Genomic DNA, 14,270 nt, shown 5'->3' with positions numbered 1-14,270 from the left:
ACTGGGCTGACAGGGTCCGCACCCAGGATCGGAGCCCGGCGCGGTGGATCGCTCGGCAGCCCGGACCTCACCCGCAGGCGGCGAGGACGACGAGGGCGCAGGTCCATGCCAGGGGCGCCGGCCCCGCGGGCGCACCGGTCGCCGCGACCTTCTCGGGCAGGGCTCCGACGGCGGTGCGCGAGGCCGCCAGCCAGTCGCGGAGCTGCTCCTCCTCCGACTCCAGTGAGAGGGCCCGGGCGGACCAGCCCACGAGCGCGGTCTCCGGCGTCCAGGACACGCCGTCGTCGCGCCACGAGGAGCCGGGAGCCAGGCCGCCGGAGCCTCGGGCCAGGCGGGTGAGGAGCGTCCCCCGCGCCTCGAGCGCGCCGGCGAGCGGCTCCGTGAAGGGCGGCAGCACCCAGCAGATCGCGGCGTCGACGTCGTCGCCACCGGCGTGGCGCCCCCACCCGGGCTCGAAGGCGTCCTCAACGGCGGTGCGGACCTCACGGCACCGGCCGGACAGGCCCTCCCGGCCGACGCTGCCCACGAGGACCCCGGCGGCAGCGAGCCGGGAGGCCGCCTCGAGACCGAGCAGGACGGGCGCCGCCGTGCCCAGCGTGAGACGGTCCTCCTCGACCTCCCAGTAGTCCGGCGAGGGCGCGGGGAGCCGGTCGTCGCCGTCGGTGAGGGCCAGCAGGCGGGCAGCCGCCCTCGTGAGCGCGGCACGGAGGTGGGCGCTCGGTGCCGGCGGGGTCCGCCGCGTCCCGACCGGTCCGGGAAGCACCCGTCCCGCGGCCCAGAGGAACCAGCCCGTGCCGTCCGTCTGGGGCGAGCGGGCGTCCGGGACGCCGCCGTCGGCCGTGTAGCGGGCCTGGAAGGCCCCGTCCTGGCCGAGGAGCGAGGCCAGGCGTTCGAGGACCGTGAGAGCCTCCTCCTCCAGGCCCGCGGCGGCGAGGGCGACCGCGGTGAAGGCGGCGTCGCGCGGCCACGTGTAGCGCCAGATCCCGACGGGGCCGGCGATCACGGAGCCCGCCGGGTACTCCACGGCGGGGGCTCCGTCCTGGGCGAGGACGGGCGAGGTGAGGGCGAGAAGGTCGTCGAGGGCGCCGTCCGCGAGGTCGCGCCAGGGGCCGTCGGGCAGGATCGCGCCCGAGCGCCGGGAGCGGGCGGCGTCGACGAGGGCCCGGCGCCCGGAGTCCGGCATGGTGACCGGGCCGCTGTCGGCGGTCGGCACGCGCGTACCCGGCTCGTACACGAGCCGTGAGCCGACGGGCAGGGCGCGCAGGACGCCGTCGGGCCCGACGGCGACGCCCTCACTGAGGAGGAAGGGCGGCAGGCGGTGCCAGAGGCCGGCCAGGCGCGCACCCGCGAGCGTCACGGCGGAGGTGCCGAGGACGAGGCCGGCGCCGCGCAGGAGGGCGCGTCGGGAGGGGGATCCGGGCTCCGGGGTCACTCCTTGTAGTCGTCCCGCAGCACGACCACGATCGGGTTGGACTGGGCCTCGGTGGCGGACTCGACGACCTCGGTGACGCCGAGGGCCTGCGCGACGGCCTGGGCCGTGGACTTGTTCTCGGGGGCCGCGTAGTAGACAGTCGACGCGGTCGGCTCGGCGAGGGAGTAGACGCCCTGCGAGACGGTGACGGCGGTGAAGCCGGCGTTGGTGAGCTTCTCGCCGGTGCGCGTGCCGAGACCGTCGGTGATGGTGCCGTTGTGGATGGTGATGCCGGCTGTCATGTCCGCGTCACCCGCGAGAGTGGCGCTCGCCGTCGCCGTCGGGGTCGCCGACGCGGTCGACACGGCGGAGGCGGTCGCCGCCGTCTCGGTCTGAGAGCCGGAGCGGGCGCCGAGGAGAGAGACAGCGCCCCAGGCGAGCAGGGGCACGATGATGAGGACCGCGAGGAGCGGGAGCCAGCTCCGCCAGGCGGGGACGGGCTCGCGGTGGACGCCGATCGGGGCCGGGCCGTCGTCGGCCGGCTCGTCGAACTCGTCCTCGGGGTACTCGTAAGGGGTCACGCCGCGAGGATAGCGGGGCGGCGTGCTGCGGCCGCCCAGGTCGGGCGCGACACCCCGGACGGGGCCCCGGGCTAGGCTCGCGCCGTGAGCGACCCGAGGCCTCTGAGCGACATCGTCGACCCGAGCTGGGCGAGCGCCCTGGCTCCGGTCGAGCCCACCATCCACGAGATCGGCGCCCGCCTGCGCGAGGAGGTCGCGTCGGGCCGCGGGTACCTGCCGGCCGGCACGGACGTGCTGCGCGCCTTCACCTACCCCATGGACGAGGTCAAGGTCCTCATCGTCGGTCAGGACCCGTACCCGACGCCGGGGCACCCCATGGGGCTGTCCTTCTCCGTCCAGCCAGGCGTGAGGCCACCGCGGAGCCTGGAGAACATCTACACGGAGCTCGTCGCCGACCTCGGCGTCGAGCGCCCCACCACCGGCGACCTCACCGCCTGGTCCCGGCAGGGCGTCATGCTCCTCAACAGGGTCCTCACGGTCCGCCCCGGCGCGCCCGCCTCACACCGCGGCTGGGGCTGGGAGGCGGTGACCCAGCGAGCCATCGAGGCGCTCGTCGCCCGGGACCGACCTCTCGTCGCGATCCTGTGGGGGCGGCCCGCCCAGTCCCTCACCCCGATGCTGGGCTCGACGCCGATCGTCGCCTCGCCCCACCCCTCACCGCTGAGCGCCTCCCGAGGCTTCTTCGGCTCACGGCCCTTCAGCCGCGCCAACGAGATGCTCGTGTCCCAGGGAGCCGAGCCGGTGGACTGGCGCCTGCCGTGATGGCGGCCCCTGCCTGACGCGAGACGTCCCCGCACCTGAGGGTGCGGGGACGTCGTCGTGCTGCTCGGGCGCGTCAGTCCCCCGCGCCGGGGACGGGCAGGCCGAGGTGCATGCGGAAGCCGGGGCCGATGTCGCCGGGCTCGGGGAGCTCCTCGGGGCGATCGGGGCGCACCGAGGGGTCTGCGACCCAGCCGGTGACGGTGTCGACGCCCAGGTCGAGCCACAGGGGGTGCATCGGCGTGGAGGGGCCGACCATGACGGTGCGGGCGCCGCCGTCGGCCGCGAGCGCGATGAGGCGGGGCGCCGTCTTGTTGACGAGGGAGGACGAGGAGATGAACACCCAGTCGGCCTCGGGCAGGAGGTACTCGCAGGCGGTGTCCGGGAAGTCCCCGTCCCGGACCTCGCGCTCGAGGACGTCGAGCTCACCGGCCTTCGACAGCGCCGTGCGGGCGAAGGGGTAGTGGCCGATGACGGCGACCCTCTGCCCCTCGACGACGTCGTTGTAGGGGTCGAAGACCTCGCGCCAGGTCGTGCCCGCACCCGTCTCCTCGAAGCCCTGCTCAGCGGCGACCTCCGCCTTGGAGTACCAGGAGTTGATGGCGGCGAGGCCGACGCTCGCCTCAGCGAGGTTCCAGCTCTTGACGAGGGCGGCGACGTCGCGCAGCGGTCGACCGGCGTCGGGGAGGCCGGCAGACAGGGCCGGGCGCGAGCTGAGCTCCATGGTCCAGGCCGAGCCGACGCCGTCGGCCGAGTTGAGGACACGGGTCCACCTCGGACCGCGGTGGGAGGCGGTCACGGTGACGTCCTCGGGAAGGTCCTCGATGAGGGCGTCGTAGACGTCCCAGGCGCTGGTCACAGGTGGTCTCCTCGCTGGTGGTGCTTGTTCGGCGAGTCACCCTAGTGGCGCGCGCGGCCGGTGCAGCGGTGGGACCGCAGCGTGGACGGGTTGCGATCCGGCGACGACGCTCGGACGCGGCGGTGCGATCCGGGTAGGAGCGGGAGACGCCCGCCGCCGCTCCCTCTGGGTGCGACGGCGGGCGTCCCGCACGTGGAGCCGCGTGCCGGGTTCGAACCGGCGACCTGCTGTTTACAAGACAGCTGCTCTACCAGCTGAGCTAACGCGGCGTGGCGGCGCCGAGCCTACAGGCTCCGCACGCTCGTCCCGACCACGGGCCGGAACCGGGTCACTTGGCGCCGGAGGGGTCCGCCGTCGACTGCTCGGTCGCCTGCTCGGTGGCGCCGTCGGTCGCGGAGGAGGACGCGCCGCTCACCGTGTCGGTGAGGCCCGTGGCCGTGCCGATCGTGGCGAGGTCCAGGGTCTTGCCGTCGAGGACGACCGTCGGGGTCCCGCTGAAGCCCTTGTCCGAGAAGACCTTCGTGCCCTGCGTCGTCCACTCGCCGTACTTGTTGGCGCTGATGGCGTCGGCGAACTTGGAGGTGACGGAGGAGGGGACGCCGGCGTCCTGGGCGGTCGAGACGATGTTGTCGACCGTCATGAGGCTGGTGTCCTGCGACTGGTAGATCTTGTAGAAGAGGGCGAAGACCTTGGTGTGGAAGTCGAGGGCCTTCTCGGGAGCCTCGTCGAGGACCGTGCCCATGGCGTTCATGACCTGGTCGGTCCAGTCCTGGCCGAGGATCTTGCAGGGGTGCAGGGCCAGGGTGATCTTCTTGTCGTTGATGAGCTTCGTTATCTCATCGGAGTGGAGGTCCTCGAAGACCGCACAGTAGTGGCACGAGTAGTCGAAGTAGACGTCGAGGACCTTCGCTCCGGAGTTGGTCGCTCCCGCCTTCGGGCCGGCGCCGTAGGTCCACGACCCGTCCTTGAGGACGATCTTCGGGAAGTCCGACTTGTTGGCCTTACCCTGAGAGACGGTCGAGTCGGACGAGTCGTCGTCGCGCGTGACCGCGTACGCCGCGCCGCCGGCGATGACCACCGCGCCACCGGCGAGGAGCGAGCGGCGGGTGATCTTGGTCCGGCGGTCCTTGCGCTCCTGCTCCTCGCGCATGGCCTGCGCCTGGGCGCGCGCGGCGGCGCGGCGCTCGGCCTTGGTCGGACGAGGGTTGTTGGAAGCCACGGGTTCTCCTCGGGTCTGTCGGGTCGGACCCGGACGGGGAGGACCCACGAACCCAGGACCGCTGATGGTTCACGAACATTCTGCCCGCCGTCCGGAGCGAGGGACAGAGGACGCCCTGCGGAGTGGCTCACGCCCGACAGCACCGCCCGACCGCCGTCGTGCACGGCGGCCGTCGGCCGCACGGCGCCGCTCAGCCCCAGCTGTAGAAGGGCTCGAGCGTGGCGGGCGGGAAGCGCCCCGCCATGAGGAGAAGGACGACGGCACCCGTGACGCCGAGCAGCACGAGGGACAGGACGAGGCGGACGACTCGGTTCGGCGCGACGAGCTCAACGAGCCTGGCGCCGCCGCGCCGGGTGGGCGCTCCCCAGGGGATGAACCACGTGACGCCGAGGTAGATGGCCGTCAGGCACGCCATGAAGCCAGCGATGCGGTGGTACTCGGAGAAGGAGGCGCCCACGCGCGCCGGCGTCGACCCGAATCCGAGGACCTTGGCGCCGACGTAGAAGACGACGAGGGTGACGACGAGGCTGACGACGACGGCGAAGGCCGTCGCGACGAGGGAGCGCAGCAGGTACCAGGGGCTCGCGGCCCACATGCGCGAGTCGTCGCCGCGGCTGCGTCCGCCCTGCTGGAGCCGGCGCCAGCGGCGGGCGTCGTCCGCGCGGCCGACGGTGCCGGCCAGGACGATCGCCGTGGTCGCGATGACCGCGACCCACCCGGGCAGCCAGGCGCCGAAGGCGGCCAGGACGAGGGCGAGGGCGGCGACGACGCCCGGGTGGCGTCGCGGCTCCCGGGCCCAGTCAGGCAGGCCGGGTCGCGCAGAGCCCGTGCCCGCGGGGAGGGGCTGGGAGACGGGGGCGGGGCCGGGACCCTGCTGCGGCCCCGCGGTGCCCGATCCGGCCTCGTACCCGCTCACCGGGGTGCCAGTCGTGGCGGGCGCCCACCGCGCCGGGGCGTGCACGGAGGAGGCCGCCGGGACAGACTGACCGGTCTGGGGGCGGTGCGGGGCGAAGGCGGGCGGGGCGGAGCCGTCGGGACGTGCTCCCGCAGAGCCCTGGGAGCCGGTCCACGGGTCGGTCCAGCCGCCTGCGCCGGCGGCGGGCCCGTAGCCCCCCGCGCCGGAGGGCCCCGTGGACGGGGTCTGCGCGCCGTAGGCGCCGCTCGACGCGCTCGGGGCGGAGGCGCCGGACCCGTCCGGGGCGTAGGGCGCGGCGTAGGAGCCCGTCGGGGTACCCGGTTCCACGGAGCCGCCGGGGCCGAGGAGCTCGTCGACGACGACCGCGCCGTCGCCACCGGCGGCGATGTCGTCGAGGACGGCGAGGAGGTCGGGGACGGCGAGACGGTCCGCGCGCTCGGGTGCGAGCGCGGCCGTGAAGGCGCGGGCGAGGGCGGGGCACTCGGCCTCGAGGCCCGCGGTCTCCGGGGTGCCGGCGTAGACGCGTCGGAACACGGCCTGCCACGGACCGGCACCGAAGGGTGCTCGACCGGTGACGGCAAAGAGGAGGACGCCGGCGCAGGCGTACCAGTCGACGTCGGCGGTCGGCTCCTCGCCGTCAAGCATCTCCGGGGGGATGAACCCGGGGGTGCCGGTCACCTGGCCGGTCTGGGTGAGGCGGGTGTCGTCGGCGACCTGCGCGATGCCGAAGTCGATGAGGACGGGCCCCTGCGCGCCGAGCATGACGTTGGAGGGCTTGAGGTCGCGGTGGATGACGCCGGCGCCGTGGACGGCGCGGAGGGCGTCGACGAGGCCGTGCGCGAGGTCAGCGAGGTCACGGGCGTCGGTGGCGAGGTCGTAGACGCCCTCGTGGTCGACCTCGTGCTGGAGGGTCGGACCCTCGACGAGCTCCGTGATGACGAAGGTGACGCCCGCACCGTCGGCACCGTCACCCGTCTCGATGTCGAGGATGCGGGCCACGCGGGAGTCGCGGACACGGGCGAGGACGCGGGCCTCACGGTCCAGGCGGCGCCGGGCGACGGGGTCAGCGGCGATCTGGGGGTGGAGGATCTTCATCGCGACGCGCTGCCCGTCGGCGTCCTCGACCTCCCAGACGACGCCCATGCCGCCGGCACCGAGACGGCGGAGAAGCCGGTAGCCCCCGACGACGGTGCCCGCGCGCAGCCCCGCGAGGGAGGCGGGCGTGGCGGGCCTCGAGCCGGGGTCGTGCGTCATGCGGCCACAGTACCGGCGCGCACGCGACGCCTCCGGCACGTGATGCGTCTCACGGCTCGCGTCATCAAGTGTTCCTCTCACAGCCATACCGCGATCAGGCTCCGTGTGGGATCATGTCCTTGCGCACGGCCCTCCCCAGGCTCTGCACGTGTCAATGCGGACACGCATAGGCACCTTTCACTACGGATCGTCCGGCACGTACCTGCCGGTGAAGGGATACCAACCATGGCAACCGTGACCTTCGATCACGCCACCCGTATCTACCCGGGCAACGACCGCCCGTCCGTGGACGCGCTCAACCTCGAGATCGCCGACGGCGAGTTCCTCGTCCTCGTCGGCCCCTCCGGCTGCGGCAAGTCCACCTCCCTGCGCATGCTCGCCGGTCTCGAGGACGTCAACTCCGGCCGCATCCTCATCGGGGACAACGACGTCACCGACGTCCAGCCCAAGGACCGTGACATCGCCATGGTCTTCCAGAACTACGCGCTGTACCCGCACATGTCCGTGCACGACAACATGGGCTTCGCGCTCAAGATCGCCGGCACCCCGAAGGACGAGATCGACCGCCGTGTCAAGGAGGCCGCGAAGATCCTCGGCCTCACCGAGTACCTCGACCGCAAGCCGAAGGCCCTCTCCGGTGGTCAGCGTCAGCGCGTCGCCATGGGTCGCGCCATCGTGCGCAAGCCCAAGGTGTTCCTCATGGACGAGCCGCTGTCCAACCTGGACGCCAAGCTCCGCGTCCAGACCCGCACGCAGATCGCCTCGCTGCAGCGCTCGCTCGGTGTCACGACCGTCTACGTCACGCACGACCAGACCGAGGCCCTCACGATGGGCGACCGCATCGCGGTCCTCAAGGACGGCGTCCTCCAGCAGGTCGGCACCCCGCGCGACATGTACGACACCCCGGCCAACGAGTTCGTCGCCGGCTTCATCGGCTCCCCCGCCATGAACCTCGGCCGCTTCTCGGTCGAGGGCTCGGACGCCACCATCGGCGCCGCCAAGATCGCCCTGTCGCGCGCCACCCTCGACGCCCTCAAGCCCGAGGACAACGGCAAGGTCACCATCGGCTTCCGCCCCGAGTCCCTCGAGGTCGTCTCCGAGAACGACGAGCACTCCATCCCGGTCCGCGTCTCCTTCGTGGAGGAGCTCGGCTCCGACGCCTACATCTACGGCGAGCTCGTCGGGGCGGACTCCTCCGAGGAGAAGCTCGGCTCCGGTGAGGACTCGAGCCAGATCATCGTCCGCGTTCCCCCGCGCACGGCGCCGGCCCCCGGCGAGGCCATCCACGTCCGCATCAAGCCCGGTGAGGAGCACATCTTCTCCGCCTCCACGGGCGAGCGCCTCCCCGCCTGACGCGCCGCACCGTCGATCCTCACGGATCGCGGAGGCGACGAGCCGTCCTGACGGACCCGTGACGGGCTCCGTCCCCGCGCCACCACGACGCCGGGACGGGGCCCGTCCCCGTTCCCGCCGCCGTGCCTCCACGGCCCCGGAGGCCGTCGGGACGGCGGGTACCGGGCGCGAGGATTCCTGAGATAATCGCGCCATGCCCCAGTCCATGCAGATCACCGCGGCGACGATCGACCCGGCGCTCCTCGACCTGCCCTGGGAGACGCCGCTCGAGGACTGGCCCATGGACGTCCTCGCCGCGCTCCCGCGTGGTCTCTCCCGGCACATCGTCCGCTTCGTCAACCTGTCCGAGCGCGTCATCGCGGTCAAGGAGATCGGTGAGTCCGTCGCGCACCGCGAGTACGAGCTCCTGCGCGACCTCCAGCGCCTCGGGGCTCCCTGCGTCACCCCGACCGCCGTCGTCACGGGCCGCACGGACCTGAACGGCGACGAGCTCAACTGCGCCCTGGTCACGGAGCACCTGTCCTACTCCCTGCCCTACCGCGCGCTCTTCAGCCAGTACATGCGCCCGGAGACGGCCACCCGCCTCATCGACGCGCTCGCCGTCCTCCTCGTGCGCCTCCACCTGCTCGGCTTCTACTGGGGCGACGTCTCGCTGTCGAACACGCTCTTCCGTCGTGACGCGGGAGCCTTCGCCGCCTACCTCGTCGACGCCGAGACCGGCGAGCTCTACCCCGAGGGCGGTCTCACCGAGGGCAAGCGCCTCTACGACATCGACGTCGCCCGGACGAACATCATCGGCGAGCTCATGGACCTCCAGGCCGGCGCGCTCCTCGAGCAGTCGGTCGACACCATCGAGGTCGGGGACCGGATCGTCTCCCGCTACACCGAGCTGTGGAACGTCCTCACCGCCCGCGAGGAGTTCAGCCTCAATGAGCGCTGGCGCGTCCGTCGCCGCATCGAGCGGCTCAACGAGCTCGGCTTCGACGTCGGCGAGCTCAAGATGGAGACCCTCGCGGACGGCTCCGGCGCACGGATGGTCATCCAGCCGAAGGTCGTCGACGCCGGCCACTACCACCGCCAGATCATGCGGCTCACCGGCCTCGACGTGGAGGAGCGCCAGGGCCAGCGCATGCTCAACGACCTCGAGGCGTTCCGCGCGACGACGGGGCGGATGGACCAGCCCCTCGAGCAGGTCGCTCACGTGTGGCTCGCGGAGGTCTTCGAGCCGACCCTGGACGCGGTGCCGATCGAGCTGCGCCGCAAGATCGAGCCCGCGGAGATCTTCCACGAGGTCCTCGAGCACCGCTGGTACCTGTCCGAGAAGGCCGGCCACGACGTCGCCATGGAGGCGGCGGTCGAGGACTACGCCCGCACGGTGCTACCGGAGCACTGGGACGAGCAGTCCTACCTCTCCCTGGGCGACACCCAGGAGATGGCCGCGATCTTCGACGGCGACGAGGGCGAGGACGAGAAGCCCCTCGGTGACGACGAGGAGTTCGCCGCCCGTGACGAGGAGACCGCGGAGCAGTACCACCTCAACCCCATGGGCTTCACCGCGGGGATGAGGTTCAAGGGCGAGTAGCCCCCTCCCTCACGACGAACGAGACCTCCCTGGACGAGCGCTGCGCCGTCGGCGCAGCGCTCGTCCAGGGAGGTCGTGCTCGTGCGTGCGGGGAGGTCAGTCCTCAGCGAGCTCGCGGTTGACGAGGGCCATCTCCTCGTCCGAGCGGCGGCGCAGCTCGCGGTGCCGGGTGAGCGAGGCCAGCGAGGCCTCAGTGACCGCGTCGACGACGAGGACGACCCCCGTCGCGACGAGACCGCCGTGGATCTCTCCCCGGGCGTTGCGGCGCCGCATCGCCGCACCGATGAGCGCCCCGCCGACACCTGCCTCGAGGACGGTGGCCGCGCGCACGACCCACGGGCGCTCGGTGACGGTCTGGACGTAGCCCTGGACGAAGCCGGAGCCCGGCGTCTCAGGGTCCTGGAGCAGCAGGCCCACCGAGCGACCGACGGCGTTGGACAGGCCGCGGGGCTCGTGGACGACGACGCCGGGGACCTCGGCGGGCGCGAGGCGGCCGGTGAGGACGCCGTCGACCCACTCGGGCAGGCCGAGCGCGGCGACGAGGGCGGCGAGGCCCTCGGCGCCCGGCGTCGCGATGGCGGCGGCCGTGGCCTCGGGGTCGGCGCCGGGCACGGCCCCGGCGATGACGGAGGCGTCGGTGGAGTCGGTGAGAAGCTCCTCGACGAGCCTCGTGAGCGCCGGACCCGGTTCGTCGACCGCGCCCCACACGTACTCGGAGGTCATGCCCCAGGAGAAGACGGCGTCGTCCTCGGTCTCGCCGGTGGGGATGGCCCGCACGGAGAGGTCGCCGTTGGTGGAGGCCAGGACGAGCGCCGGGAGGGACTCCTCGTCCCACCCGAAGGTGCCGAGCTCGGCGCCCTCCCCCGTGTACATGACGATCCGGCGGTCCAGGCCGGGCACGGCAGCGACGGCGAGGGGCCGTTCGAGGAGCGTGGCCTGGAGCGGAACCATGTAGGCGCTCAGCGGCGTGAGGACGACGGTGCGGGAGGCGGCCGAGCCGCGCGTGGGCAGCTGCGGGAGCTCGACGTCGTCGGGCAGGGCGTCGAACGACGCGGGGCCGATGGTGACGTCTGCGGAGAAGGCCCGAGCGACGCCCTCGGCGAGCTCGGAGACGCCGTGCCCGGGAACGACGCCGCCTCGGGAGGGCGGGGTGACGGCGACGCGGCCCTCGGCGTCGGACAGGAGGGTGAGCGACTGGAGGTGCGGCGTGGAGGGGTACCACTCAAGCCGTGCGACGACTCCCTCGGTCCTCAGGTGCTCGGCGACGTCCTCGGGGCGCGTCCCGGGCGCGACGAGCACGCCCTCGGTCCGGTTCCATCGCTGCGCGGGGTCCTGTGCCATGCGAGTGGCCTCCTCAAGTGTCATGACGCCTGCGCGGCGGCGGGGCGTCGGGCCCATTGTGTCAGCATCGGGCCGGGTCGGGTACGAGACGGGGCCGCCGGAGGGCATCCGGTCCTCCACGGCGAGCCGGGCACGGGTGTCTGTGCACGCCGTCGGCCCCAGGCGGTCCGCTTGGTACCGGCGGCGGCGAAACGAGGCGCCGCCGCCGCGGGTCAGCCCTGGGGCGCGGCGGCCGCGCGGCGCAGCCGGTCGACCTCGTAGAGGCTGATGCCGGTGGCGACCGCGGCGTTGAGGGACTCGACGTCGCGGGAGATCGGGATCGAGGCGATGACGTCGCAGGTCTCACGCACGAGGCGGGACAGGCCCGCGCCCTCCGCTCCCGTGACGAGGACGAGGGGCTCGTCCGCCACGGTGAGACTCTCGACGTCGGTGTCTCCGCCACCGTCGAGGCCGACCACGAAGCAGCCCTCCTTCTTGAGCGCCTCGAGGGCGCGCACGAGGTTGGTCTCGCGGGCCACGGGCACGCGCGCCGCAGCACCGGCCGAGACCTTCCAGACGGTGGCGTTGACGCCGACGCTGCGGCGCTCGGGGATGATGACGCCGTCGGCGCCGAAGGCACCGGCGGAGCGCAGGACGGCCCCGAGGTTGTGCGGGTCGGTCACCTGGTCGAGCGCGACGAGAAGCGGCGTGCGGCCGCGCAGTCGGGCCCGCTCGAGGAGGCCAGCGGCCTCGGCGTACTCGTAGGCGGGCACCTCGATGGCGACGCTCTGGTGGACGGCGCCGTCGGTGAGGGCCTCGAGGTCAAGCTTGGTGGTCTCCAGGACCGGGGCGCCCAGGAGGGCGGCGCGGCGCACGACGGCGCCGAGGCGGTCGTCGGACTCCGCGGAGACGGCCATGAAGACGCGCGCGATGGGGACGCCGGAGCGAGCGGCCTCGGCGACGGCGTTGCGGCCGCAGACGATCTCGTGGCCAGCGGGCACCTGGAAGCGGCGGCGGATCTTCTCCAGCTGCTTGGCGCGGGTCGGCTGGGCGGCGCGCGCCTCGGCGCGGGCCTTGGCGCGGGCCTTGGGGTGGCCGACGCGGTCCTCGGCCTTGGGCGTCGGGCCGCGGCCCTCCAGGCCCTGGCGGCGGTTGCCGCCGGAGCCCTTCGTGGCGCCCTTCTTGGTGCCGGGGCGGCGCTTGGCGCCGGGGTACTGCTCGTTACCGGGCAAGGGGATGGTCCTTTCTGGGCCGTCAGGCGAGGTGCCAGCGGGCACCGGTGGCGGAGTCCTCGACGACGACGCCGGCGGCCGTGAGCTGGTCGCGCAGCGCGTCGGCGCGAGCCCAGTCCTTGGCGGCGCGCGCCTGGGCGCGCTCGTCGATGAGGGCGGAGACGAGGTGGTCGAGGGCCTCGAGGGCGGCGTCGTCGGAGGCTCCGGCGCCCGCGCCGATGACGCGGGAGCGCCACGGCTCGGCGAGCGGGTCGAGGCCGAGGACGTCGAGCTGGGCGCGCAGGTCGAGGGCGAGCTCGGCGGAGGCGGAGGCGTCGCTCGCGGACAGGGCCGTGTTGAGCCGCTTGAGGGTCGCGTGGACGACGGCCACGGCGCCGGCGAGGTTGAGGTCGTCGTCCATGGCGGAGGAGTACTCCTCCGGCAGGGCGCGGGAGCGGATCTCCTCGGAGGGGGCGTCGACGACTCCCCCGGCGAGCTCGAGGGCGCGGGTGACGGCGCCGGAGAGGCGGTCCCACAGGCCGGCGGCGTCGGCGAGGGTCTCCTCGGAGAACTCGACGGTGGAGCGGTGGTGGACGGTGCCGAGCGCGAGGCGCAGCACGGGGGCGTCGTAGCGCTTGAGGAGCTCGGCGACGACGAGCGAGTTGCCGAGCGACTTGCTCATCTTCTCGCCCTTGATGGTGACCCAGGCGTTGTGGACCCAGTGCTGGGCGAAGCCCCAGCCGGCGCCGTGGGACTGGGCCTGCTCGTTCTCGTGGTGCGGGAAGCGCAGGTCGATGCCGCCGCCGTGGATGTCGAAGGACTCGCCGAGGAAGCGGCGCGACATGGCGGAGCACTCGAGGTGCCAGCCGGGCCGGCCACGGCCCCACGGGGCGTCCCAGGAGGCGTCCTCGGGCTCGGTGGGCTTGGCGGCCTTCCACAGCGCGAAGTCGCGCGGGTCGCGCTTGTCGGCCTCGACGTCGTCGTCGATCTGGGACTCGTCCTCGGTGGTCGCGAGGTCGTCGACGCGCTGGTTGGTGAGCGAGCCGTAGTCCTTGAGGCTGCGGACGTCGAAGTAGACGTTGCCCGCGTCGCCGACGTAGGCGTGGCCGGCGTCGAGGAGGCGCTGGACGAGGGCGATCATCTCGGGGATCTGGCCCGTGGCGTGCGGCTCGTAGGTGGGGGCGGTGACGCCGAGGGCGCGGTAGGCGGCGTCGAACTCGCGCTCGAAGCGCTGGGCCCAGGCCCACCAGGCCCAGCCGGCCTCCGCGGACTTGGTGAGGATCTTGTCGTCGATGTCGGTGACGTTGCGGACGAGGACGACCTTCTGGCCGGAGCGCTCGAGCCAGCGGCGCAGGACGTCGAAGGCGATGCCGGAGCGCATGTGCCCGATGTGCGGGGAGCCCTGGACGGTCGCGCCGCAGAGGTAGATCGCGACCGTTCCGGGGGTGACGGTCGGCGCCAGGGGGACGACGGCACGCGCGGCGGAGTCGTACAGGCGCAGGGTGGGCTCGGCGGGCTGGGCAGCGGGCCGGGTCTCCTCGTTCGTGGCCTCGGGGGCGGGGGTGTCAGTGCTCACCGGGCCAGCCTATCCGTTGGGGCAAGGCGGCTCTCTCGGCGCCGCTCGTGGCTCCCGCTCGCTCCGCGCGCACCACCTCGCACCGTGCGCACCAGCTCGCACCCTGTGCTCGCCGCTGAGACGACTCCAAGGTGAGCACACGGTGCGAAGGCGCGCAGTCGGTGCGAGCACGTGCGAAGCCGAGCAGCGTGTGCCAGCACGCGCGAGGGCGGGCACCGGGTGCGTGCGA

Annotated in this window: 11 protein-coding genes and 1 tRNA gene; 3 read left to right on the top strand and 9 right to left on the bottom strand. The window is 73.3% G+C overall.

Annotated elements, in window-relative coordinates:
• Positions 1–67: 67 nt before the first annotated feature.
• Both IXW69_RS08215 and IXW69_RS08210 read right to left on the bottom strand, forming a co-directional pair.
• On the bottom strand, positions 68–1,432 hold the full coding sequence (locus IXW69_RS08215) for a glycoside hydrolase family 15 (RefSeq protein WP_194785859.1): 1,365 nt from the start codon (positions 1,430–1,432) through the stop codon (positions 68–70).
• Positions 1,429–1,992, bottom strand: coding sequence for a LytR C-terminal domain-containing protein (locus IXW69_RS08210; protein ID WP_194785858.1), 564 nt, complete (start codon positions 1,990–1,992; stop codon positions 1,429–1,431). The genes IXW69_RS08215 and IXW69_RS08210 overlap by 4 nt, the downstream gene beginning before the upstream one ends.
• 84 nt (positions 1,993–2,076) lie before the next feature.
• Here IXW69_RS08210 and IXW69_RS08205 point away from each other — a divergent pair, with 84 nt between their 5' ends.
• A complete protein-coding gene (locus IXW69_RS08205) occupies positions 2,077–2,754 on the top strand; it encodes a uracil-DNA glycosylase (protein WP_194785857.1) in 678 nt (225 codons plus the stop codon).
• Positions 2,755–2,827: 73 nt separating this feature from the next.
• Here the strand turns inward: IXW69_RS08205 and IXW69_RS08200 are convergent, their stop codons facing one another.
• The 4 genes from IXW69_RS08200 to IXW69_RS08185 all read right to left on the bottom strand — a co-directional run bounded on the left by IXW69_RS08200 (position 2,828) and on the right by IXW69_RS08185 (position 6,999).
• On the bottom strand, positions 2,828–3,610 hold the full coding sequence (locus IXW69_RS08200; protein WP_194785856.1) for a Rossmann-like domain-containing protein: 783 nt from the start codon (positions 3,608–3,610) through the stop codon (positions 2,828–2,830).
• A 193-nt stretch (positions 3,611–3,803) separates the two neighbouring features.
• Positions 3,804–3,879: transfer RNA gene (locus IXW69_RS08195), tRNA-Thr, on the bottom strand.
• Positions 3,880–3,938: 59 nt separating this feature from the next.
• A complete protein-coding gene (locus IXW69_RS08190; protein ID WP_323745243.1) occupies positions 3,939–4,829 on the bottom strand; it encodes a DsbA family protein in 891 nt (296 codons plus the stop codon).
• Positions 4,830–5,019: 190 nt separating this feature from the next.
• On the bottom strand, positions 5,020–6,999 hold the full coding sequence (locus IXW69_RS08185; protein WP_194785855.1) for a serine/threonine-protein kinase: 1,980 nt from the start codon (positions 6,997–6,999) through the stop codon (positions 5,020–5,022).
• 225 nt (positions 7,000–7,224) lie between these two features.
• Between IXW69_RS08185 and IXW69_RS08180 the strand changes: the two genes are divergently transcribed.
• Together IXW69_RS08180 and IXW69_RS08175 are read left to right on the top strand one after the other, a co-directional pair.
• Complete coding sequence (locus IXW69_RS08180; RefSeq protein WP_194785854.1) at positions 7,225–8,352, top strand: ABC transporter ATP-binding protein; 1,128 nt, start codon at positions 7,225–7,227, stop codon at positions 8,350–8,352.
• Positions 8,353–8,545: 193 nt separating this feature from the next.
• The gene (locus IXW69_RS08175) at positions 8,546–9,934 is read left to right on the top strand and encodes a DUF4032 domain-containing protein (protein ID WP_194785853.1); all 1,389 of its coding nucleotides are present in this window, start codon (positions 8,546–8,548) and stop codon (positions 9,932–9,934) included.
• Between the two features lie 96 nt (positions 9,935–10,030).
• Here the strand turns inward: IXW69_RS08175 and IXW69_RS08170 are convergent, their stop codons facing one another.
• The 3 genes from IXW69_RS08170 to cysS all read right to left on the bottom strand — a co-directional run bounded on the left by IXW69_RS08170 (position 10,031) and on the right by cysS (position 13,966).
• Complete coding sequence (locus tag IXW69_RS08170) at positions 10,031–11,275, bottom strand: hypothetical protein (protein WP_194785852.1); 1,245 nt, start codon at positions 11,273–11,275, stop codon at positions 10,031–10,033.
• Between the two features lie 212 nt (positions 11,276–11,487).
• A complete protein-coding gene (gene rlmB, locus IXW69_RS08165) occupies positions 11,488–12,486 on the bottom strand; it encodes a 23S rRNA (guanosine(2251)-2'-O)-methyltransferase RlmB (protein ID WP_194785851.1) in 999 nt (332 codons plus the stop codon).
• 22 nt (positions 12,487–12,508) lie between these two features.
• Positions 12,509–13,966: a cysteine--tRNA ligase gene (cysS, locus tag IXW69_RS08160; RefSeq protein WP_228525116.1), complete on the bottom strand. Its 1,458-nt coding sequence runs from the start codon at positions 13,964–13,966 to the stop codon at positions 12,509–12,511.
• Between the last annotated feature and the right edge of the window lie 304 nt (positions 13,967–14,270).

It is taken from the genome of Actinomyces haliotis, assembly GCF_015355765.1.
Classification (GTDB): domain Bacteria; phylum Actinomycetota; class Actinomycetes; order Actinomycetales; family Actinomycetaceae; genus Actinomyces; species Actinomyces haliotis.
Note: the sequence above shows the minus strand (reverse complement) of the source record. Positions and strands in the feature narration are given on the sequence as shown.

What these genes read in the sequence shown, in the direction of transcription:
- IXW69_RS08175 (WP_194785853.1), top strand. Translation starts at nt 8,546, where the DNA reads ATGCCCCAGTCCATGCAGATCACCGCGGCGACGATCGACCCGGCGCTC.
- IXW69_RS08185 (WP_194785855.1), bottom strand. Translation starts at nt 6,999, where the DNA reads ATGACGCACGACCCCGGCTCGAGGCCCGCCACGCCCGCCTCCCTCGCG.
- IXW69_RS08170 (WP_194785852.1), bottom strand. Translation starts at nt 11,275, where the DNA reads ATGGCACAGGACCCCGCGCAGCGATGGAACCGGACCGAGGGCGTGCTC.
- IXW69_RS08180 (WP_194785854.1), top strand. Translation starts at nt 7,225, where the DNA reads ATGGCAACCGTGACCTTCGATCACGCCACCCGTATCTACCCGGGCAAC.